Source organism: Hydrogenophaga sp. FG152, from assembly GCF_057809615.1.
In genome coordinates this window covers 465314-485922 of sequence record NZ_JBMDKH010000001.1, presented here as the reverse complement: position 1 = coordinate 485922, position 20609 = coordinate 465314, and the positions used below count along the sequence as shown (strand labels likewise).

20 protein-coding genes are annotated in these 20609 nt (G+C 68.3%); 13 read left to right on the top strand and 7 right to left on the bottom strand.

Going from position 1 to position 20609, the window contains the following annotated elements:
- Positions 1–199: 199 nt before the first annotated feature.
- The 3 genes from ACODTB_RS02340 to ACODTB_RS02330 all read left to right on the top strand — a co-directional run bounded on the left by ACODTB_RS02340 (position 200) and on the right by ACODTB_RS02330 (position 5017).
- Positions 200–1969, top strand: a complete 1770-nt coding sequence (locus tag ACODTB_RS02340; RefSeq protein ID WP_291111316.1) for an adenylate/guanylate cyclase domain-containing protein — start codon at positions 200–202, stop codon at positions 1967–1969.
- A gap of 100 nt (positions 1970–2069) precedes the next feature.
- Positions 2070–3086 (top strand): phosphatase PAP2 family protein, encoded by a 1017-nt coding sequence (locus tag ACODTB_RS02335; protein WP_291111318.1) that lies wholly within the window; start codon positions 2070–2072, stop codon positions 3084–3086.
- Positions 3083–5017: a S8/S53 family peptidase gene (locus ACODTB_RS02330; RefSeq protein WP_291111320.1), complete on the top strand. Its 1935-nt coding sequence runs from the start codon at positions 3083–3085 to the stop codon at positions 5015–5017. The genes ACODTB_RS02335 and ACODTB_RS02330 overlap by 4 nt, the downstream gene beginning before the upstream one ends.
- A 12-nt stretch (positions 5018–5029) precedes the next feature.
- Here ACODTB_RS02330 and ACODTB_RS02325 read toward each other — a convergent pair whose 3' ends face one another.
- From ACODTB_RS02325 to ACODTB_RS02315, 3 genes are all read right to left on the bottom strand, one after another.
- On the bottom strand, positions 5030–5683 hold the full coding sequence (locus ACODTB_RS02325) for a Crp/Fnr family transcriptional regulator (protein WP_291111322.1): 654 nt from the start codon (positions 5681–5683) through the stop codon (positions 5030–5032).
- Positions 5684–5694: 11 nt separating this feature from the next.
- Positions 5695–6390 (bottom strand): helix-turn-helix transcriptional regulator, encoded by a 696-nt coding sequence (locus ACODTB_RS02320; RefSeq protein ID WP_291111324.1) that lies wholly within the window; start codon positions 6388–6390, stop codon positions 5695–5697.
- Positions 6391–6476: 86 nt separating this feature from the next.
- Positions 6477–8180, bottom strand: a complete 1704-nt coding sequence (locus tag ACODTB_RS02315) for a thiamine pyrophosphate-binding protein (RefSeq protein ID WP_291111326.1) — start codon at positions 8178–8180, stop codon at positions 6477–6479.
- A 35-nt stretch (positions 8181–8215) separates the two neighbouring features.
- Here ACODTB_RS02315 and ACODTB_RS02310 point away from each other — a divergent pair, with 35 nt between their 5' ends.
- From ACODTB_RS02310 to ACODTB_RS02265, 10 genes are all read left to right on the top strand, one after another.
- Positions 8216–8866 (top strand): TetR/AcrR family transcriptional regulator, encoded by a 651-nt coding sequence (locus ACODTB_RS02310; protein ID WP_291111328.1) that lies wholly within the window; start codon positions 8216–8218, stop codon positions 8864–8866.
- Between the two features lie 78 nt (positions 8867–8944).
- A complete protein-coding gene (locus ACODTB_RS02305) occupies positions 8945–9952 on the top strand; it encodes a Bug family tripartite tricarboxylate transporter substrate binding protein (protein ID WP_291111330.1) in 1008 nt (335 codons plus the stop codon).
- A gap of 21 nt (positions 9953–9973) precedes the next feature.
- Complete coding sequence (locus tag ACODTB_RS02300) at positions 9974–10459, top strand: tripartite tricarboxylate transporter TctB family protein (RefSeq protein ID WP_291111332.1); 486 nt, start codon at positions 9974–9976, stop codon at positions 10457–10459.
- Between the two features lie 7 nt (positions 10460–10466).
- Positions 10467–11966 (top strand): tripartite tricarboxylate transporter permease, encoded by a 1500-nt coding sequence (locus tag ACODTB_RS02295; RefSeq protein WP_488929073.1) that lies wholly within the window; start codon positions 10467–10469, stop codon positions 11964–11966.
- Positions 11963–12793, top strand: coding sequence for a sugar phosphate isomerase/epimerase family protein (locus tag ACODTB_RS02290; protein ID WP_291111336.1), 831 nt, complete (start codon positions 11963–11965; stop codon positions 12791–12793). Before ACODTB_RS02295 ends, ACODTB_RS02290 begins: the two co-directional genes overlap by 4 nt.
- A complete protein-coding gene (locus tag ACODTB_RS02285; RefSeq protein ID WP_291111338.1) occupies positions 12790–14145 on the top strand; it encodes an enolase C-terminal domain-like protein in 1356 nt (451 codons plus the stop codon). Before ACODTB_RS02290 ends, ACODTB_RS02285 begins: the two co-directional genes overlap by 4 nt.
- Positions 14146–14375: 230 nt before the next feature.
- The gene (locus ACODTB_RS02280) at positions 14376–15347 is read left to right on the top strand and encodes a tripartite tricarboxylate transporter substrate binding protein (protein WP_291111340.1); all 972 of its coding nucleotides are present in this window, start codon (positions 14376–14378) and stop codon (positions 15345–15347) included.
- 43 nt (positions 15348–15390) lie between these two features.
- A complete protein-coding gene (locus tag ACODTB_RS02275; RefSeq protein ID WP_291111342.1) occupies positions 15391–16554 on the top strand; it encodes a Gfo/Idh/MocA family protein in 1164 nt (387 codons plus the stop codon).
- 129 nt (positions 16555–16683) lie between these two features.
- Positions 16684–17871: a dihydrodipicolinate synthase family protein gene (locus ACODTB_RS02270; protein WP_291111344.1), complete on the top strand. Its 1188-nt coding sequence runs from the start codon at positions 16684–16686 to the stop codon at positions 17869–17871.
- Between the two features lie 3 nt (positions 17872–17874).
- The gene (locus ACODTB_RS02265) at positions 17875–18753 is read left to right on the top strand and encodes a sugar phosphate isomerase/epimerase family protein (RefSeq protein WP_291111346.1); all 879 of its coding nucleotides are present in this window, start codon (positions 17875–17877) and stop codon (positions 18751–18753) included.
- A gap of 35 nt (positions 18754–18788) precedes the next feature.
- Here ACODTB_RS02265 and ACODTB_RS02260 read toward each other — a convergent pair whose 3' ends face one another.
- From ACODTB_RS02260 to ACODTB_RS02245, 4 genes are read right to left on the bottom strand one after another with little or no spacing between them, the layout of a single operon-like run.
- On the bottom strand, positions 18789–18986 hold the full coding sequence (locus ACODTB_RS02260; RefSeq protein WP_291111348.1) for a hypothetical protein: 198 nt from the start codon (positions 18984–18986) through the stop codon (positions 18789–18791).
- A complete protein-coding gene (locus ACODTB_RS02255; RefSeq protein WP_291111350.1) occupies positions 18983–19501 on the bottom strand; it encodes a DsrE family protein in 519 nt (172 codons plus the stop codon). The genes ACODTB_RS02260 and ACODTB_RS02255 overlap by 4 nt, the downstream gene beginning before the upstream one ends.
- 2 nt (positions 19502–19503) lie before the next feature.
- A complete protein-coding gene (locus ACODTB_RS02250) occupies positions 19504–20115 on the bottom strand; it encodes a TetR/AcrR family transcriptional regulator (protein ID WP_488929072.1) in 612 nt (203 codons plus the stop codon).
- Positions 20116–20173: 58 nt separating this feature from the next.
- Positions 20174–20443, bottom strand: a complete 270-nt coding sequence (locus ACODTB_RS02245; protein ID WP_291111354.1) for a hypothetical protein — start codon at positions 20441–20443, stop codon at positions 20174–20176.
- Positions 20444–20609: the final 166 nt, after the last annotated feature.

The window sequence follows — 20609 nt, the reverse complement described above, 5'->3', positions numbered from 1 at the left end:
TCTTCACCTTCACGGGTGCAATGAAGATCAGCAAAGCCGGCGCAAGCCGGCTTTGCTGTTTTTGCGCCTTCGCGTCTCAGCATCGCGCGCGACATGTGAGAAACTGCAACAAAATTTTGACAATCCCTCAGGCATGACCGCCCGCCAGCCCGTGACCGCTTCGAAATTTCAAGAAGGCCAGGACCCACCATCGACGACCATGCCTCCGTTGCCACAGCAACGGCACAAGGTCGTGTTGGTGATCGACCTGGTGGAATCGGTGCGGCTCATGGCGGCCAACGAAGCCGCGGTCGTGAACCAATGGCGCGGGTTCATGCACCACGCCACCTCCCAGGTGCTGCCCGCGTGCCGGGGTCGCCTGGTCAAGAGCCTGGGCGACGGCATGCTGGTCGAGTTCGACCAACCCACCGACGGCGTGCGAGCAGCCCTCGCCCTGCACCAATACTTCGCGCCGCTGAACCAGACGCTGCCGCCCGCCCAACAACTGCACCTGCGCGCCGGCCTCAACGCCACCAACCTGTACGTGGACGAGAACGACGTGTACGGCCACGGCGTGAACCTGGCCGCGCGCGTGGCCGACCTCGCCTCGCCCGGTGAAACCCTGGTGACCACCAGCGTGTTCGACGGCATCGTGGTCGGCGTGGACGCCGAGGTCGAAGACCGCGGGGAGAGTTACCTCAAGCACTGGCCCGAGCCGGTGCGCACCTGGCAGCTGTACCCGGTCTCCAGCACGTCGGCGGCCGTGCGCCCGCGCGTGCCCGAAGGCGCCGCCACCGACTTCCGCCCCTCCATCGCTGTGGTGCCCTTCGAGACGCGCAGCCACGCGGCCGAGCAGTTCGTGATCGGCGAGCTGATCGCCGACGGCGTGATCGCGCAACTCGCGCGCAGCCAGAACCTGCGCGTGATCTCCCGCATGTCCACCACCGCCTTCCGTGGCCGCCAGAGCAGCACGGACGAGATCGGCCAGCGCCTGGACGCGGCCTTCGTGCTCGGCGGCAGCTACGTGACCTACGGCGACAAGGTTGTCATCATGGCCGAGCTCTCCGACCGCAAGCGCGGCGAAGTGATCTGGGCCGACCGGCTCACGGGCGACACGCGCGACCTGCTCGAAGCCCAGAGTCAGTTGCTCGACGCCCTGTGCGCCGCCTGCGCCAAGGCCTTGCTCAACGACGTGGTGCAGCGCACGCTGGTGCTGCCCGTGCCACAGCTCGACAGCAATGCCCTGATGCTCGGCGGCATCACGCTCATGCACCGCTCCACGCCGCGCGACCTGCAGCGCAGCCTGCAGCTGATCGAGGCCGTGGTGGAGCGCCACAAGCGCGTGGCCACGCCCTGGGCCTGGCTGGCCAAGTGGCACATCATGCAGGTGGTGCAAGGCCTCTCGGGCGAGCCAGCGCGCGACTTCCAGCGCGCCATCGACACCGCCGACCGCGCGCTCGACCTCGAACCCAGCAGTTCGCTGGCCATGGCGATCAAGGGCCATGCGCTGTGCCACCTCGGCGAAGACGTGGACGCCTCGCACCGGCTGCTGCAGGAGGCCACGCAGAGCAACCCGAACGATCCGATGGCCTGGCTGTACAACAGCGTGTGGTCGACGATGTGGGGCACGCCCGAGGATTCGATGAACGAGGCGGAAAACGCGCTGCAGCTCTCGCCACTGGACCCGCAGAAGTACTATTTCGAGATGATGCTAGCCACCAGTTGCGCGGCCCTGGAACAGTGGGATCGGGCCATCGAGCTCTGCAAGGCCTCGCTGATGAAGAACCGCTACCACCTGCCCACGATCCGTTGCCTGATCGTCGCGCAACTGGAAAGCGGGAGCACCGACGCGGCCAGGGAGTCGTTCCAGCTGATGCGCACGCTGCAACCCGACCTGACCATCACGAAGTACATGGCTTCCGGGGGGCAGAGCCCTCTGCGAAAGCGCGTGGCACATGCACTGACCCAACTGGGTCTCCCTGTCCATTGACCAACAAGGAGTTGACATGAGTGGAGGAATGAGCGGAGGGATGAGCGGCGGCATGAGTGGGGGAATGAGCGGTGGCATGAGTGGGGGCATGAGCGGAGGGATGGGCACCATGGGAGGCGCCATGGTCTCGGCCGATTCCCTGATCCTCAGCCGCGCGGCCATCGTCGGCCCGTTCAACGGGGCGGTGCTGCACGTCAACGAGCCGGCGTTCGACAGCCCGCCGAACCTGGCGCTCTGGGCCGATGGCCCGCGCCATGAAGCCATCTTTACCCAGCTCGTCGAAGGCCTGCTGTTCAAGACCCGCAGCGGCCCCAAGGACGCCACGCTGGAGTTCGCCAACCTCCAGGCCAGCACCATTCAGCGCAAGCCGCTCGTGCGCATGCGCGCGCCCACCAAGGCGCAGTTCAAGAAGCAGCTCGATCTGGTGGCCTCCTATGCGGACCTGCGAGCCGACCGCGCGATCGAGATCGTGGACCAGCGTACCCCGCCGATCCTGTTCTGGTCGTCCCTGCTCGGCCTCACGGCGCACCGCCACAAGAAGACCCTGCAGCTGATCGACCTGGTGTTCTCCCTGAGCGTGCTGGTGGAGATGCGCTTCAAGCAGATCTTCGCCAGCATCCGCCCGGTGGCGTTCTCGCCGCAGATCCAGCCCATGATCGAGACCCCGGGACACGGCAGCTGGCCCAGCGGCCATGCCACCGAGGCCTTTGCCGTGGCCACGCTGATGCAGGCCCTGCTGGATACCGTACCAGGTACAGGATCGCCGCCCAACGGCACGCTGAACCGCGAGCAGATGCAGCGGCTGGCCGCGCGCATCGCGACCAACCGCGTGGTGGCCGGCGTGCACTACCCGGTCGACAGCGCCGGCGGGCGCCTGCTGGGCACGGCGCTGGCCGAGTTCCTGGTGGCGCGCGCCACCGGCACCCGCGTGCACGAGCGCGGCTTCGACGGCCGCCTGTTCGAAGGCCCCAACGGCGAGCCGCTGGACTTCAGCCTGAACCAGTCGATGGACCACACGAGTGGCAACGCCTACACGCGCTCGGCCACGTCCACCGCCGTGGGCAACGCGCCGCTGCTGAACTGGCTTTGGGAGGAAGCACTCAAGGAGTGGAAATGAGCGGCCCGACCTGGCAGCCGCTGCCCACCGGCGAGTTCACCGGCATCGACTGGAACGCCCCCGGTGCCATCGACGGTGAAGACCCCTACCTGGTCTGGGCGGAAGCCGACCAGTTCGCGGGCTACCACTTCGGGCGCGGCAAGAAGCCGCCCAAGTGGCTGCCGATCGTGATCGAGCTCACCAGCGAGGCCGACGTGCCGGCGCTGGTGGCGGCCTCCTCCACCGCCTGGCTGCAGATTCCGCGCGTGTACCTCAACGTGCCCGGGCTGCGCTTCTGCACCGCGCGGGTGAAGAAGCGCTTCTTCGACCAGTTGCGCAACAACCCGCACTTTCGCGGCCTCATCCTGCGCTTCGAGCTCGGCCTGCCGGTGGGCCACCACACGCACCCCCTGGTCGACCCCTGCACGCCCGACAGCCACCCCGACCACGCCCCCGGCCTGCTCGAGGGCAAGGTGCTGGGCCTGATCGACGGCGGCCTGGCCTTCGCCAACGAGCAGTTTCTCGATGCGCTGGGCCACACGCGCGTGAAGCACTTCTGGCGCCAGGACGACACGGTGAATGGCAACTGGCCCGGCAACCAGCCGCACCACTGCGTGCCGCTGGACCCCGCGCGCGCCGGCCCGACCCCGTGCGACATGGGCTACGGGCACGAACTCTCGGGCGCGGCCATCGACGCGGCCATGGCCGCCTACACGCGCCACGGCCAGCTGGACGAGGACGCGCTCTACGAACACCTGCAGCTCTGGGACCTGACGCGCCCGGTGAACCACGGCACGCACGTGATGAGCCTGGCCTGCGGCAAGGGCAGCCTGCTGCACCCCAAGGACGACGAGGCCAGCCGCTGCGATCTGGTGGCGGTGCAGCTCGACTGGTCCAACGTGCTCGATACCTCGGGCGGCGCCATGAACGTGAGCGTGCTCGACGGGCTGATGTACATCCTCGCGCGCTGCGCGCCCAGCGCCCAGCTGGTGGTCAACATCAGCTGGGGCACGCTGGCCGGTCCGCACGACGGCACCTCGGTGCTGGAAGCGGCGATGGACCAGCTGGTCGCGCTGCTCGGCGGCCGCCTGCAGATTGCCGTGCCCGCCGGCAACGCCTACCAGAGCCGCACCCACGCCAACGCCACACTGCCCCCTGGTGGCTCGGTGGCGCTGCACTGGCGCGTGCAACCCGACGACCGCACCGAGAGCTACCTGGAGATCTGGCTGCCCGCAGGCGCGCAGAACGTGCGCATCAGCGTGACGCCGCCTGGCCACACCCAGCCTTTGCCCCCCATGGCGATGGGCCACGGTGGCACCTGGGTGAACGCGCAAGGCGCGCCGCTGTGCGGCCTGATCTACCCCACGACCTCGGCGCTGGGCAGCCACGGCACCTGCGCTCTGCTGGCGCTGGCGCCCACGTTCAGCCGCAGGAAGTCGGTGGTCACCGGGCCCTTCGGCACCTGGAAGGTGGTGCTGAGCAACACCGGCTCGACGCCCACGCTGTTCGACGCCTACATCGAACGCGACGACGTGGCCATCGGCCAGAACACGGGCGCGCGCCAGTCCTATCTGGAAGACGTGTTCTACGACACCAGCGGCAACCTGGGTTCGTTCGTGGACCATGCCGACAACCCCACGCCCGTGCGCCGCAGCGGCACCTTCAACAGCCTCTCGACCGGCCAGAACACCGTGAGCGTGGGAGGCCTGCGCGCGCAGTCGTCGGCGGGCGGGCATTTCGCGCTGTACTCCCCGCGCAAGCCCGACCCCGATGCCGGCCGACCTCAGCGACCGGGCGTGAAGATGGTCCCCGAGACACTCAAGGCCAGCGACGACAACCCGGCCCTTTGGGGTCTGCTCGGCGCGGGCAGTCGCAGCGGCAGCGTGGTGCGCCTCGTGGGCACCAGCTCGGCCACGCCGCTGGAGGCGCGGGACATGGTCAACGGCCTCTGAGCCGCCGCCCGCTCACCAGCGGGCGGGCAAGGGTTTGCGCAGCACGATCCAGCGCTCGCGCACCGCGATGTAGCCGCCGGTCTCCAGGTCCTTGAGCAGGCGGCTCACCATCTCACGCGAGCAGGCGAGGTGCTGCGACATCTGCTGGTGGGTCAGGCGCTCCTTCAGGGGGCGCTCGCCGTTCCCGTCGGGCTTGCTGCTGGCCAGCTCGTTGAGCAGGCGCACCAGGCGGCCGTAGACGTCGATCAACGCCACGCTGCGCGCGCTGTCCGTCGCCAGGCGCGCGCGCCGGATAAGGCGGGCCATGAGTTCCAGCGCGAACTCGGGGTGGGCCGCGATGTACTCGAGCAAGGTGGCGCGCGACACCACCGCGCAGGTGCTGGCCTCGGCGGCCTCCACGTTGGCCGAGCGCGGCCCGCCGTCGAGCGACATCTCGCCCACGTACTCCAGCGGGCCGTACATGCCCAGCGTGAGCTCGCGGCCCTGGTTGTCGGCCACGAAAGCCCGCAACCGCCCCTGCAGGACGATGTACAGCGTGTCGCCGGTTTCGCCTTCCTGGATCAGCAGCGCGCCACGCCGATAGCGCCGCGCGACCCCGAGGGTCGCGAGCGCTTCAATGTGGGGGGAGTTGGGAGGGGTTACGAAGGAAACGGCAGGGGCAGGCATCCAGGCTCACGTCACGGGTGGGAAAACTCCGTGGCATTGTGAGGCATGGGCGTGATGATGCGCAAGGCAGGGACCACCGGCGGCAGGCTGTTGACCCGGTGCAGCAGGCGGCGGATGCTGGGCGCGCCGGCCTTCTCGCGCAAGGTCTTGATCTGGCTGCGCACGGTGGACTCGGCCACGCCGTGCTGCGTGGCGATCTCGGTGATCTGCAGGCCCCGGCACAGGCCCATGAGCACCGACTCCTCGCTCGGGCTGAGGTTGAGCGAGCGGGCGAACATGCGCACCGCGAGGTTGTCGCAGGTGCTCTGGCGCGACAGCAGCACCAGCACCGAGGGCGCGTCGGCCTCGAGCGGGTGGCTCAGCGGCGTGAACGCCAGCGAAAGCTCTTTCTCACCCGACACCAGCATGAGCAGCTTGCGCTGGCCACGGAACGAGGACTCCATGGCCAGCTGGATCTGCGAGGTGAACTCGGCGCTGCTGCCCAGCAGGCTGTTGCCGTACGACATGATGACCCGCCCATTGGCCAGCTCGTGCCGCGCCAGGTGGTTGGCGTGCAGGATGTGCCCTTGCGCATCGATGATCAGCATGCCGTAGTCGATCTCGTCGAACACCCGCATGAGGTGCTGCGCGCCCAGGCCCGAACGCAGGCCCATGCCGCCCGCCACATCCGCGCCGCCGTTCCAAACCGTGTCCGTTGCTTGCCACATGACCAACCCCCGTTGATGGATGGGCCAGTCTAGGCAGGGGCGCTACCGACGGGGTGTGTGAAGCTGCCCCGGACTTTGTGACGTATTCACAGGGCCGTGCGCTGGGCGGCCTGGCGGATCGCGCCGAGCGTGCCGCGCGTGGTGATCACCTCCACGTCCAGCAGCACCTCGATCACCGTGCCCACCGGCGCGGCCAGGGCGCGCTGCAGCGCGGGCTCGAACTCGGCGGTGTGGGTGATGCGCTCGGCCGCGTAGCCATAGGCCCGGGCGAGCGCGCAGAAATCGGGGTTGGTCAGGCCGGATCCGCTCACGTGCGCTGGGTACTCGCGCTCCTGGTGCATGCGGATGGTCCCGAAACTGCCGTTGTTGAGCAGCAGCACGATGCTTTTCGCACCGTGCTGCGTCGCGGTGGCCAGCTCCTGCCCGTTCATGAGGAAGTCGCCGTCGCCCGCGATGGTGAAGGCGGTGCGCCCGCTGACAATGGCCGCGCCGATGCCGGCCGGCACGCCATAGCCCATGGCGCCATTGGTGGGCGCCAGCTGCGTCTTGTGGCCCTTGGCCAGGCCATGGTGGCGGAAGAAGCGGTGCAGCCAGCTGGCGAAGTTGCCCGCGCCGTTGGTGAGCACGGCATCGGCCGGCAGGTGCCGCTGCAGGGTGTGGACGAGGGCCGGCATGTCGATGGTGCCGGGCAGCGTGATGCCGCCGTTGGTCACGTCGATGTTGGCAAGGTAGTCGGCATGGCAGGCCTGCGCCCAGGCGCTCCAGGGCACGGACGGCGGCGCGGTGAGCACCTCGAGGCTGCGCGCGGCGGCGTTCATGGTGGCGTGGATCGCGAGCGTGGGCTGGTACACCCGGCCCAGTTCCTCGGCGCTGGCGTGGATGTGCACCAGCTTCTGGGCCGGCACCGGCGCTTCGACCAGCGTGTAGCCGCCGGTGGTGGCCTCGCCCAGGCGCGGACCCAGCGCGATCAGCAGGTCGCTCTCGCGCACGCGGCGCGCCAGCGCGGGGTTGATGCCCAGCCCCACGTCGCCTGCGTACAGCGGGTGGTGGTTGTCGAAGGTGTCCTGGAAGCGGAAGGCGTTGGCCACCGGCAGCTGCCAGTTCTCGGCGAAGCGCTGCAGCGCGGCCGCGGCCTGCGGCGTCCAGCCGCCGCCGCCGGCGATCACCAGCGGCCGCTCGCTCGCCAGCAGCAGCGTGCGCAGCTCGCGCAGCGCGCCCGGGTCGCTCCAGGCCTGCACCGGCTCCACGCGCGGCAAGGGCTCGGCATCCACCGGCTGCGTGAGCATGTCCTCGGGCAACACCAGCACCACCGGGCCGGGCCGGCCGTTCATGGCGGTGGCGAAGGCGCGCGCCACGTACTCGGGAATGCGGCGCGCATCGTCGATGCGCTCCACGCGCTTGGCCATGCCCTTGGTGGACGGGCCGAAGAAGGCGGCATAGTCCACTTCCTGGAAGGCCTCGCGGTCGCGCGCGTCGCTCGCCACATCGCCCACGAACAGCACCATGGGGGTGGAATCCTGGAACGCGGTGTGCAGGCCGATGGACGCGTTGGTGGCACCGGGCCCACGCGTCACGAAACACACGCCGGGCCGGCCGCTCAGCTTGCCGTGGGCCTCGGCCATGAAGGCCGCGCCCCCCTCCTGCCGGTTGGTCACGAAGCGGATGCGATCGGCATGGGCGTGAAAGCCGTCGAGCACCGCCAGGTAACTTTCGCCCGGCACGCCGAAGGCATGGGTCACACCCTGGACAATGAGGCATTCCACAAGCAGATGGCCAGCGATCCGGGTCATTTGACTTTATTAACCAATTAGAGAATTATGTTGGCATGAGCAGCACACCCACACCGGTCGCGGAAGAGCGCTTGAGAGACGCCGACCGATCGCAGAATACCATTCTGAACGCGGCGCGAGACGAGTTCTCCGAGCATGGGCTGGGCGGTGCTCGCATGGACCGCATCGCCGAGCGCGCCGGCCTCAACAAGCGCCTCATCTACTACTACTTCGAGGACAAGGAGCGCCTGTTCCAGGCGGTGCTGGAACAGGCCTACCGCGACATCCGCGAAGAGGAACAGCAGCTCAACCTGCTGCACCTCAAGCCCGAGATCGCGCTGCGCCGGCTGGTCGAGTTCACCTGGAACTACTACCTCGAACATCCCGAGTTCCTGACCCTGCTCAACAGCGCCAACCTGCACCGCGCGCGGCACCTCGCGCAGTCCGAGCGGGCGCGCCAGCTCAACTCGCCGCTGATCGCCACGCTGGCCGAGGTGGTCGAACGCGGCCACGCCGACGGCACCTTCCGCGGCGGTATCGACCCCCTGCAGCTCTACGTGTCGATCGCCGGCCTGTCCTACTTCTACCTCTCGAACAACCACACGCTGTCGGCCATTTTCGGGCGCGACCTCATGACGCCCAAGGCGCACAACGAACGGCTCTCCCACATGTGCGATGTGATCCTAGGGTATGTCCTGAGGAACTGACACGGCTGGCGGCTTGACGTCGCAGGGGGTGGTTTCTAGTATTAACCGCTCGGTGAATTAAACCCCTGGAGACAACGCATGAAGACCGCCCTGCCCCTTCGCCACCTGTTGATCACCTCCCTGCTGGCCGTTGTCTCGGCCAGCGCCATGGCCCAGTGGAAGCCCGACCGGCCGATCACCCTGATCGTGCCCTGGGCGCCGGGGGGCTCAACCGACCAGGTCACGCGCGTCACCGCAGCGGAACTGGAAAAACACCTGGGCCAGAAGATCGTGGTGATGAACCAGCCCGGCGCCTCGGGCTCGGTGGGCACCAAGAACGCCATGGCCGCCGCACCCGACGGCTACACCTGGACCGCCGGCGGCGCCAAGGACCTGGGCACCTACAAGGTGCTGGGCATGCTCGACACCTCCGCCACCGACTGGAACCTCTACCTGAACGTGGCGCACATCGCGGTGGTCGGCGTCAACGCCGACGCGCCCTACAAGACCATGACCGAGCTGCTGGCGGCCATGAAGGCCAAGCCGGGCGCGGTCTCGGTCGCCACCGCGGGCGTGAATTCCAGCGGCCATTCGGCCATCGAAGCCATCGCGCGCGCCGCCGGCGTGACCTACAAGCACGTCACCTACGACGGTGGCGCACCGGCCGCTGTGGCCGCCGCCTCGGGCGAGACGGAAGTGACCACGCAGCTCGCGGCCGAGCAGACCGACATGATCCGAGCCAAGAAGATCCGCCCGCTGGCGGTGGTGGGCGACAAGTCGATCGAGATCGAGGGCTTCGGCACCATCCCGCCGCTGTCTCAGTTCATCCCCGGCTTCAAGGACCCGATCAACTACTTCGGCATCTTCGTGCCCAAGGCCGCGCCGCCGGTGGTGGCACAGACGCTGGACAGGATCTGGGCCACCGAAATGGTCAAGAGCGAGGCCCTGAGGAAGTACGCGCAGTCGCGCGGCGCCATGTTCGCGCCGATGGCGGGCGAAGAGGCGCAGAAAGCCGTGTTCCCGGCCATCCAGTCCTACGCCTGGACGCAGCAGGCGGCCGGCAAGGCCAAGGTGTCGCCCGACACCGTCGGCATTCCCAAGCCCTGATCCACCCACACGGAACACAGCATGAGCGAGGGTGGAAAAACCGCCCGCTCCGACCTCTGGGGCGGTGCGGGCTGGGTGGTGTTCGGCCTGGCGATCGTGGTCGGCTCGGTGCGCATGGACCGCTTCGAGTCCATGGGCGCGCAGCTCTACACCATGCCGGGCTTCGTGCCCGGCATGATCGGCTGCCTCGTCGCATTGCTCGGCCTTGTGCTGATGGCGCGCGGCTGGGCGCGCCGGGCCCAGGAGTCCGCAGCGCCCTCAGAGCCGCTGCTGAATCGGCGCATCCTCGTCACGCTGGCGCTCACGCTCGTGTACGCCGGCCTGCTGATCGGGCGCGCGCCGTTCTGGCTGGTCACGGCCCTGTTCGTTGCGACCTTCGTGGCCTTGTTCGCCCCCGCGAACCTGGCGCCCGCGCGCCGCGCCACCGTGGCGGTGCTGGCCGGTGTGCTCACCTCGGCCGTCGTCACCCTGGTGTTCGAGCAGGTCTTCCTCGTCCGTCTTCCTTAGGAGCACCATGTTTGACGGACTGATCATGTTCGGGCAGTCGATCGCCCGTTTCAGCGGCCCCGAAACGATTGCCTACGCCCTGCTGGCCTCGCTGGTCGGGGTGGTCATGGGCGCCCTGCCAGGCCTCACGGCCACCATGGCTCTGGCGCTGATGACCACGCTCACACTCAAGCTGCCACCCAGCCAGGCGCTGCTGATCCTGATCTGCACCTACGTGGGCTCGATCTACGGCGGCTCGCGTTCAGCGATCCTGCTCAACATCCCGGGCACGCCGGCCTCGGCCGCGTCCTGCCTGGACGGCTACGCGCTCGCGCGCCAGGGACTGGCCGGCCGCGCCATGGGCATCGCCACCACCGGCTCGGTGATGGGCACGCTGATCGGCATGTTCTTCCTGGCCACGCTCACGCCTGTGCTGGGTGGCCTGGCGCTGAAGTTCGGCGCCTACGAGTTCTTCTGGCTGGCGCTCTTCGGCGTCATCATCGCCGGCACGCTCACCGGCGACGACCCGCTCAAGGGCTGGATCGCCGGCATCGCCGGCCTGTTCATCGCCACCATCGGCCAGGAGCCGCAATACGGCTACGAGCGCTTCGCGTTCGGCGTGAGGGATCTGGCCGGCGGCATTCAGCTGGTGCCCGCGCTGGTCGGCGCCTTCGGCTTTGCCGAGCTGCTCACTGCCATGCGCGAACGGCAGGCGCCGGTGAAGATCAGCGCCTTCGACACCGTCATCCCCAAGGTGCGCGACGTGCTGCAGTACTGGCGCACCATCCTGCGCTCGGGCCTGATCGGCACGGGCGTGGGCATCGTGCCCGGTGTGGGCGAGGACGTGGCGGCCTGGTCGTCCTACGCGGCGGCCAAGCGCGCGAGCAAGGAAAAGGAGAAGTTCGGCAAGGGCTCGGTTGAAGGCCTGATGGCCGCCGAGACCGGCGACAACGCCTGCGTGCCCGGCGCGGTGATCCCCGTGCTCACCCTGGCCATTCCCGGCTCGGCGCCGGCCGCCGTGCTGATGGCCGCGATGATCATCCACGGCGTCAAGCCCGGGCCGCTGATCATGGTGGAGAACCCCGAGTTCGTGTACGACGTGGTGACCATGATGCTGTTCGCCACCATCGGCATCCTGATCTTCGGCCTGGTGCTCACCAAGGCCCTGGTGCAGGTGCTGCGCGTGCCACAGCACCTGATCACCCCCATCGTCTTCGTGCTGTGCGCGGTGGGCAGCTTCGCCATCGCCGGCCGCCTGTTCGATGTGTATGTGATGCTGGTCTTCGGCCTGATCGGGTTCGGCCTGCGCCACTACGGCTACCCGATGGCGCCGCTGGTGCTGGGCATCGTGCTCGGCGACCTGCTGGAGAAGAACCTGCGCCGCGCGCTGGTCCTCTCCGACGGCGACCTCTCGCCCTTCTTCACCCGCCCCATCGCCGGCACCGTCGCCGCCCTGATCTTCGCCACCATCGCCTGGAAGCTCTGGGCGCTGTACGGCCGCCGAAGCCGCACCAGGGCGCCGGCATGAAACTGGCCTTGTGCAACGAGGTGCTGCAGCCCCTGCCGCTGGCGGCGCAGTGCGAGGCCGCCGAGCGCATGGGCTACGACGCCCTGGAGATCGCCCCCTTCACGCTGACCGACGAACCCGAGGCGCTCGACAGCGCCGCCGCCCACCGCGTGCGCGCCACCGCGCACAGCCACGGCCTGGCCGTCTCCAGCCTGCACTGGCTGCTGGTCAAGCCCGCCGGCCTTTCGCTGGTGAGCGATGACAAAGCCTTGCACCGCCGCACGCTGGACCTGCTGCGCCGCCTGATCGACTTCACCGCCGCCTGCGGCGCGCGCGTGCTGGTGCACGGCTCACCCAGGCAGCGCTCGCCCGGCCCCGGCCAGAGCGTGGCGGACGCTGCCGCCCGCTTCGAAGCCGCCATGGCCGAACTCGCGCCACACGCCGCGGACGCGGGCGTGGTCTATTGCATCGAACCACTGGGCCGCTTCGAAACCCCGGTGGTCAACACCGTGGCCGAGGCCGCCGCGATGGTCGATCGCATCGGCTCGCCCGCCATCCGCACCATGCTCGACGTGAGCGCCGCCTCGCACAACGAAACCGAGCCCGTGCACGAGGTGCTGCGCCGCTTTCTCGCCAGCGGCCACATCGCGCACATGCAGGTGAACGACAGGAACCGCCGCGGCCCCGGCCAGGGCGAGACCGACCAGCGCCCCGTGCTGCAGGCGCTCAAAGACGGGCGCTACGCCGGCTGGGTGGCGGTGGAACCCTTTGAATACGTGCCCGATGGCCTGGGTTGCGCCCAGGCCTCGGCGCAGCATGTGCGTGAGATCTGGAGGACCCTGTCATGAGCGCTGTGACCCTGCGCGTGCACGAGGTGCAGCTGTACGAGCGCCACGTCACGCTGCGCCTGCCCTTCCGTTTCGGTGCCGCCACCGTCACGCAATGCCCTCAGGCCTTCGTGCGCGTGCTCGCCGAGGTGAATGGCCGGCGCGTGGAAGGCGCGAGCGCCGAACTGATGGTGCCCAAGTGGTTCGACAAATCGCCCACGCTCACCCACGAACAGAATTTCGAACAGCTGCGCGAATCGCTGCGCAACGCGCGCGAGGCCGTGCAGGCGACCCGCGAGGCGCTCAGCCCCCATGCGCTGTCGCACGAGGCGGGTGAGGCGGCCATCGCCACCTCGGTGGTGCGGCAGCTGCCGCGGCTGGCCGCGCAGTTCGGCCCCGCCCTGCTGGACAAGGCCGTGGCCGACGCGGCGTTGCGCGCGGCCGGCCGCTCGTGGGTCGACGGCGTGCACGCCGGCGTGCTCGGCGACCCCTGGGGCCCGCGGCTCGATCTGGTGCGCCCCACGCACGTGGTGCTGCGCCACACCGTGGGCCTGGCCGACCGCCTGGTCGAGAGCGACCAGGGCGCCGATCCGCAGGACGGGCTTCCCGCCACGCTGGAGGCCGCGATCCAGCGCCACGGCCTGCACCACTTCAAACTCAAGCTCGGCGGGCAGATCGGCGCCGACGTGGAGCGCCTCACCCGCATCGCCGAGGTGCTGCAGCGCCTGGGTGGGGACTACCGCGTCACGCTCGACGGCAACGAAACCTTCACCGATGCCACCAGCCTGGGCAAGTTCTGGCAGGCGCTGCGCACCACCCCCGCGCTGGCCGATCTGCTGCGCCGCACCCTGCTGCTGGAGCAGCCCCTGGCGCGCGCGGTGGCGCTGCGCGAATCGATCGCCTCGCTGGGCATCGGCGTGCCCGTGATCCTGGATGAGTCCGACGACCACGCGGCCGCGCTCGACGAGGGCCTGGCGCTGGGTTACCACGGCATCTCCAGCAAGGCCTGCAAGGGCATCTACCGCTCGCTGCGCAACGCCCACCGCATCGCGCAGGACCCCCGCCTGCTGCTCTCGGGCGAAGACCTCACCTGCCAGGCCGGCCTGGCGGTGCAACAGGACACCCTGCTCGCGGCCAGCCTGGGCGTGCGCCACATCGAACGCAACGGCCATCACTATGTGGACGGCTTCGGCCCCGCGCCCGCCGATGAAGCGTTGGCCTTCGCGCGCGCGCACCCCGGCTTCTACGAGACCACGGCGGGCCGCCCGCACCTGGCGGTGCACCAGGGCCGGCTCGACCTGAACGCCCTGCACGCGCCGGGCTTCGCGACCGCGGCCGTGCCGCAATGGCGCAGCTTGCAGGCCATTGCCTGAAATTTCACCAAATGGTTAATTGAAAGCGGTCTGCGGCTCACCACTCGCGGCCGTGGCGGCGGTGGCCGAGCCGCGTCCTGGCGCGCTCAAGCCCGCAAAACCAAGGGAAAACCCTGAATTCAAGGCCCGCAATCTCCGCTTGCGCATCTTTCGCGACCGCTTCTATAATTTCCACTATTCACTGACTGGTGAATTAAACCAACAACCAGCCTTTTTCACTGGAGACAAGCATGAAACTGATCCACGCCACCGCCCTGGCCGCGTTCGCTCTCGCCACCAGCCTGCCTGCCGCCGCGCAGCAGGCCTACCCGAACAAGGCCATCCGCGTGATCGTGCCGTTCGCCGCGGGCAGCACCACGGACATCATTGCGCGCGCGATCACGGACAAGATGAGCCAGAGCATGGGCCAGCCCATCGTGGTGGACAACCGCGGCGGCGCCAGCGGCACCATCGGCCAGGCGGCGGTGGCCGCGGCCGCGCCTGATGGCTACACCATCATGATCCACTCGTCCTCGCACACGGTGAGCCCCTCCACCTTCGCCAAGCTGTCCTTCGACACGGTGAACGACTTCGCGGGCGTCACCCCGATCTCTTCCACCCCCAACGTGCTGGTGATCGCGCCGAGCAGGAACCTCAAGACGCTGCCGCAGCTGGTGGCCAACGCCAAGGCCAACCCCGGCAAGATGAACTTCGCCTCCGCCGGCCAGGGCAGCGCCACCCACCTCAACGCCGAGAAGTTCAAGATGGCCGCGCAGATCGACGCGGTGAACATCCCCTTCAAGGGCTCCGCAGAAGCCGTCACCGAAGTGCTCGCCGGCCGCGTGGACTACTACTTCTCGCCCATCGCCCCGGTGATCGGCCAGATCAAGGAAGGCCAGCTGCTGGCCCTGGCCGTGGGCTCGCCGCGCCGCGCCAGTGCCCTGCCCGATGTGCCCACCACCGCCGAAGCCGGCGTGCCCGGCTCCGAATTCAACTTCTGGATCGGGATGATGGCCCCGGCCAGGACGCCGCGCGACGTCGTCAACCGCCTGCACGACGAAGTCGTCAAGGCCCTGGCCACGCCGGAAGTGAAGGAACGTTTCCTCAAGCTGGGCGCCGATGCCTGGACGCTCAAGCCCGAGCAGTTCGATGCCTACATCAAGGAAGAAATCAAGAGCAACGCCGTGCTGGTGAAAGCCGCCGGCCTGCAAGTGACCAACTGACCCCGGCCCCGGGGTTTTCAAAGCGAAGAGAAGGAATTCGACAATGGCCGTTCAACAACTCGGGATCATCATGCACGGCGTGACCGGACGCATGGGCATGAACCAGCATCTGATCCGCTCCATCTGCGCGATCCGCGCGCAAGGCGGTGTGACGCTCTCCAACGGCGACCGGGTCATGCCCGACCCCATCCTGGTCGGCCGCAACGCCGAGAAGATGGAAGCGCTGGCCAAGGCCCACAACATCCCGCGCTGGGGCACCGACCTCGATGCCGCGCTGGCCAACAAGAGCGACACCATCTTCTTCGACGCCGGCACCACGCAGATGCGCCCCACCCTGCTGGCCAAGGCCATCCGCGCCGGCAAGCACGTGTACTGCGAGAAGCCGATCGCCACCAACCTCAACGAGGCGGTGGAGATCGCGCGCCTGGCGCAGAGCTCGGGCCTCAAGCACGGTGCCGTGCAGGACAAGCTGTTCCTGCCCGGGCTGCGCAAACTCGACATGCTGCGCCGCGCCGGCTTCTTCGGCCGCATGCTCAGCGTGCGCCTGGAGTTCGGCTACTGGGTGTTCGAAGGCGACCTGCAGCCCATCCAGCGCCCGAGCTGGAACTACCGCAAGGAAGACGGCGGCGGCATGATCCTGGACATGATGTGCCACTGGCGCTACGTGCTGGACAACCTGTTCGGTGAAGTGAAGTCGGTCTCGTGCATCGGCACCACGCACATCCCCACGCGCTGGGACGAAGCCGGCAAGCCCTACGAGTGCACCGCCGACGACGCGGCCTACGCCACCGCCGAGCTCACCGGCCACAACGGCGAAAACGTGATCGCGCAGCTCAACATGAGCTGGGCCACCCGCGTGAACCGCGACGACCTCGTGACCTTCCACGTCGACGGCACGCACGGCTCCGCCGTCGCGACGCTGACCGGCTGCAAGGCCCAGAGCCGCGTGAACACGCCGCGCCCGGTGTGGAACCCGGACGTCAAGCAGACGATGAACTTCTCCGAGCAATGGCAGGACGTGCCGGACACGCAGGTCTACGACAACGGCTTCAAGATCCAGTGGGAACACTTCATCCGCCACGTGGTGGAGAACGAGCCCTACAAGTGGACGCTGCCCGAAGGCGCCAAGGGCGTGCAGCTGGTGGAAGCCGCGCTGGAGAGCTGGGAACAGCGCCGCTGGGTCGATGTGCCCGAACTGAAAGTCTGAAGACCGGAAGACACCCCCGCCGCGCTTCGCGCGACCCCCTCAAGGGGGCGACACCTGCGGCCCGGCAAAGCCGGTTCCGCGGTGTCTCTTGATCCGACCATCTCGCGCGTTGCGCTCTGGAGCATCCACATGACCTTTTCTCTCAAACTGCCCACGGCTTCGGGCCAGGTCGAGGCTTACACCCTGCGCGGCACCACCCCGGTGAAGCCCGCGCCGGGCGTGAAGTTCAACCGCATCGCCTACTCCGCCGCCCACGTGGTGGCCGACCCGCTCGCCGCCATCGACCCCTGGCTGCAGTGCGCGGTGGACTGGGACGCGACCATCGCCTACCGCCAGCGGCTCTGGTCGCTCGGCCTGGGTGTGGCCGAGGCCATGGACACGGCCCAGCGCGGCATGGGCCTGGACTGGCCCACCTCGCTGGAGCTGATCCGCCGCTCGCTCGACGCCGCCAGGGACGTGCCCGGTGCGCTGGTGGCCTCGGGCTGCGGCACCGACCACCTCGTGCTGGAGAACGTGAAGACGGTCGATGAAGTCATCGCCGGCTACGAAGAGCAGATGGCCGCCATCGAGAAGCTCGGCGGCAAGCTGATCGTGATGGCCAGCCGAGCCCTGGCCCGCGTCGCGAAGAGCCCGGCCGACTACGAGCGCGTGTACGACCGCATCCTGAGCCAGGCGAAACAGCCCGTGGTGCTGCACTGGCTGGGCGACATGTTCGACCCCGCACTCAAGGGCTACTGGGGCGACAACGACCCCGACAAGGCCATGGACACCGCGCTGGCCGTGATCGCGGCACACCCGGACAAGGTGGACGGCATCAAGATCTCCCTGCTCGACAAGGACAAGGAGATCGCGATGCGCCGCCGCCTGCCCCCGGGCGTGCGCATGTACACCGGCGACGATTTCAACTACGCCGAGCTCATCGCCGGCGACGGCTTCGGTGCCGAGAAGACGCACGGCCAGAGCGACGCGCTGCTGGGCATCTTCGACGCCATCGCACCCGCCGCCAGCGCCGCGCTGGGCGAACTCGCGCAGGGCAACCTGCAGAAGTTCCACGACATCCTCGGCCCCACGGTGCCGCTGTCGCGCCACATCTTTGCCGCGCCCACGCGCTTCTACAAGACCGGCGTGGTCTTCATGGCCTGGCTCAACGGCCACCAGTCGCACTTCACCATGGTCGGTGGCCAGCAAAGCACGCGCTCGCTGCAACACTTCGCCGAGCTGTTCCGCCTGGCCGATGCGGCCAACCTGCTGGAGCAACCCGAGCTGGCCGTGCGCCGCATGGGCACGCTGCTGGCCCTGCACGGCGTGGAGGCCTGATCGATGCGCGACTTCTCCCAAGACCACCGCTGGTTGTCCCTCAACACGGCCACGGTGCGCAAGAGCCGGGGGCAGGACCTGCCGCTCGATCAGATCCTGGACGCCTGCGCGCGCCACGGCATCCCGGCCATCTCGCCGTGGCGGGACCAGGTCGCCGCCGTCGGGCTGAAAACCATCTCAGCCCAGGTGAAGTCGCTCGGCCTGAAGCTCTCGGGCTACTGCCGGGGCGGCATGTTCCCGGCGGTGGATGCCGCCGGGCTGCAGGCCGCTCGTGACGACAACCGCCGCGCGGTGGACGAGGCCTGCGAACTGAACGCACCCTGCCTGGTGCTGGTGGTGGGCGCCCTGCCCGGTGCGCTGGCCGGCCAGGCCGCGCACAAGGACATCGGCCGCGCGCGCCAGCAGGTGAGCGAAGGCATTGCCGAACTGCTCGAGTACGCCAAGGCCAACGGCATGCCGCTGGCCATTGAACCCCTGCACCCGATGTACGCGGCCGACCGCGCCTGCATCAACACCATGGAACAGGCGCTGGACGTGTGCGACGGGCTCGACCCGGGCCAGACCGGCGCGATCGGCGTGGCGGTGGACGTGTACCACGTGTGGTGGGACCCCAAGCTGCAGGCGCAGATCGAGCGCGCGGGCAAGAACCGGCTGCTGGCCTTCCACGTGTGCGACTGGCTCACCCCCACCACCGACCTGCTCAACGACCGGGGCATGATGGGCGACGGCGTGATCGACATCCCGCGCATCCGCGGCTGGGTGGAAGCGCAGGGCTTCGCCGGGTTCAGCGAGGTGGAGATCTTCTCCACCGGCAACTGGTGGAAACGCGATCACGACGAGGTCCTGAAGACCTGCATCGAACGGCACCGCAGCGCGGTGTGAGCCCCAGGCCCCGCGCACGGCGCGGGGCCCGCCCATCAAGGCCGGCGCAGATCGACGTCCGGGCCGATGTTCTCAGGCCGCCGCTCGGCCTTGCCCGGGACGGGCGCGCCTTGAGCCGTCTCTGGCCTCTGGAACATGGCCAGCAGCAACTCCCGGATCCGCTGCGCGGCGAGGTCCTGGGTCTCGGCAACCAGCGAGCGGTGGGGGGTGGTCCACTTTTCGCGAGCGCTCATTTTTTCAGTTGAGGCTGGTCCATGTAGCGCACGTCCTTGACCGGCAGCGGGATCGGATTGATGTACCGGTAGCCCTGGGACTGCAGGTAGGCGATCTCCGGAAAGCCTGCGGGCACGACGGTGATGAACCCGTGCATGTCGTTCGGCTGGAAACCCGCTGCCCGCATGGCGTTGCTGCACATGCGGAACTCGACCCCGTTCTTCGCCAGCTCGGCCATCTTGTCCACGATGCCCTGGTACTTCTCGTAGTTCTCCTTCGCGAACACCCGAAGCTCGGGGCCGTGCGTCACCACCACCATCTTGCCCTTGAGCGGCGTGCGGGTGTTGTTGACGAAGTTGTAGAGGATGTTCATGTCTCCGGGGTTCTCGTAGTTGAGATCGAAGACAGCATTGATGGTCGGGTACTCGTGCATGTCGACCTTGGCAGTGCCGTAGGGCGCGAACTCGTCGGCAGAGGCCGCGACGGCGCCGAAAACCAACGCCGATGCAAGCAAGGTGCGAGCGAAAAATGTCATCGTCAAAACTCCAGGGTGAAAAAACTAGCAGGCACTGGCGCGTGGTTCCAGCGAGCGAAGCCAGGCCTTGATCTGGCGGGCTTCGGTATCGATGACCCTGGGGTCCTTGAGCGCATTGGCCAGGATGCCCATGCCCTGCAGCGAACACAGCAGCTGAAGGCGTGCTGGCGCGCGCTGCGCGCCAGACCCATCGCCGCGAACTGCCTCGTGCACCACGCCAGCAGAAGAGAAAAAGGCTTCGAGGCCAGCTGGCCAAGCGTCCCGCCGTCCTTGCCCAGCTCATAGCACAGGCTGCCGACTGGGCAGCCGTGCCGGGTGTCGGACTCCCGGTCGCGCAGCCAGACATCGGCCAGCGACGCGAGCCGGGCACGCGGGTTCTTGAGCGCATCCCAGCTCGTCAGGCGGCGCTGGATGACGCCGACGCGCAAATCCATGATGGCGCTGGCGAGCAACTCCTTGGTGGGGAAATAGAAATGCACGCTGCCCAGCGGAATCCGCGCCGCCGTGGCAACGTCGGCCAGGGACGTGTTGGAAAACCCATGTCGATGGACCAGGTCGGCCGCCGTCTCGGTCAGGTGCTGGCGCTTCAGTTCACTCTCTGCCCGCGATGCCATGTCATGCCCCAAAAAACCAGTTGATCAACTGGATTATGGGATTTCGACACGGAGACTGTCAACGAGTGATGAGCTTCTCGTTGCTCGCTGTGAGCACGGCGGCCGGGAGGGGGCCGCGCCGCGCGGCCTCGTCGGCGAGGATCAGCGACCCTGTCGTGCGCTGCTGCAGGCGGCGCTGCTCGCCGCGTTGCGTGACGTCATTGAGCACCGCCACGAACCACATCAGCAGCAGGCCGGCGGTCGCCAACAGCAGCCAGACCAAGGCATTGGAAAAGACGCCGAGCCAACCGCTGTCGCGGGGTGGGCTCATGTGGGTGGTGCTGTTCATTGCGGGCTCCTCGATGCGGTGTTGGGCTTGCACGGATGATCCGCGCAGGCACCGATCCGGCATGTCGGTGCATGGCGACGCAGCTTGTAGGAGCCAGCCGACACAGCGGCAATGCCGCACCCAGCGGCTGCGCATGTGCGCGCGGCACAGGCCCTCGCGACTCACT

Bases quoted from the DNA above. Each gene is read 5' to 3' on its own strand.
- ACODTB_RS02300 (WP_291111332.1), top strand. From the start codon at position 9,974: ATGAGCGAGGGTGGAAAAACCGCCCGCTCCGACCTCTGGGGCGGTGCG.
- ACODTB_RS02335 (WP_291111318.1), top strand. From the start codon at position 2,070: ATGGGCACCATGGGAGGCGCCATGGTCTCGGCCGATTCCCTGATCCTC.
- ACODTB_RS02340 (WP_291111316.1), top strand. From the start codon at position 200: ATGCCTCCGTTGCCACAGCAACGGCACAAGGTCGTGTTGGTGATCGAC.
- ACODTB_RS02255 (WP_291111350.1), bottom strand. From the start codon at position 19,501: ATGACATTTTTCGCTCGCACCTTGCTTGCATCGGCGTTGGTTTTCGGC.
- ACODTB_RS02310 (WP_291111328.1), top strand. From the start codon at position 8,216: ATGAGCAGCACACCCACACCGGTCGCGGAAGAGCGCTTGAGAGACGCC.
- ACODTB_RS02285 (WP_291111338.1), top strand. From the start codon at position 12,790: ATGAGCGCTGTGACCCTGCGCGTGCACGAGGTGCAGCTGTACGAGCGC.
- ACODTB_RS02320 (WP_291111324.1), bottom strand. From the start codon at position 6,390: ATGTGGCAAGCAACGGACACGGTTTGGAACGGCGGCGCGGATGTGGCG.
- ACODTB_RS02275 (WP_291111342.1), top strand. From the start codon at position 15,391: ATGGCCGTTCAACAACTCGGGATCATCATGCACGGCGTGACCGGACGC.
- ACODTB_RS02325 (WP_291111322.1), bottom strand. From the start codon at position 5,683: ATGCCTGCCCCTGCCGTTTCCTTCGTAACCCCTCCCAACTCCCCCCAC.
- ACODTB_RS02280 (WP_291111340.1), top strand. From the start codon at position 14,376: ATGAAACTGATCCACGCCACCGCCCTGGCCGCGTTCGCTCTCGCCACC.
- ACODTB_RS02290 (WP_291111336.1), top strand. From the start codon at position 11,963: ATGAAACTGGCCTTGTGCAACGAGGTGCTGCAGCCCCTGCCGCTGGCG.
- ACODTB_RS02270 (WP_291111344.1), top strand. From the start codon at position 16,684: ATGACCTTTTCTCTCAAACTGCCCACGGCTTCGGGCCAGGTCGAGGCT.
- ACODTB_RS02315 (WP_291111326.1), bottom strand. From the start codon at position 8,180: ATGACCCGGATCGCTGGCCATCTGCTTGTGGAATGCCTCATTGTCCAG.
- ACODTB_RS02250 (WP_488929072.1), bottom strand. From the start codon at position 20,115: ATGGCATCGCGGGCAGAGAGTGAACTGAAGCGCCAGCACCTGACCGAG.
- ACODTB_RS02245 (WP_291111354.1), bottom strand. From the start codon at position 20,443: ATGAACAGCACCACCCACATGAGCCCACCCCGCGACAGCGGTTGGCTC.
- ACODTB_RS02260 (WP_291111348.1), bottom strand. From the start codon at position 18,986: ATGAGCGCTCGCGAAAAGTGGACCACCCCCCACCGCTCGCTGGTTGCC.
- ACODTB_RS02330 (WP_291111320.1), top strand. From the start codon at position 3,083: ATGAGCGGCCCGACCTGGCAGCCGCTGCCCACCGGCGAGTTCACCGGC.
- ACODTB_RS02305 (WP_291111330.1), top strand. From the start codon at position 8,945: ATGAAGACCGCCCTGCCCCTTCGCCACCTGTTGATCACCTCCCTGCTG.
- ACODTB_RS02265 (WP_291111346.1), top strand. From the start codon at position 17,875: ATGCGCGACTTCTCCCAAGACCACCGCTGGTTGTCCCTCAACACGGCC.
- ACODTB_RS02295 (WP_488929073.1), top strand. From the start codon at position 10,467: ATGTTTGACGGACTGATCATGTTCGGGCAGTCGATCGCCCGTTTCAGC.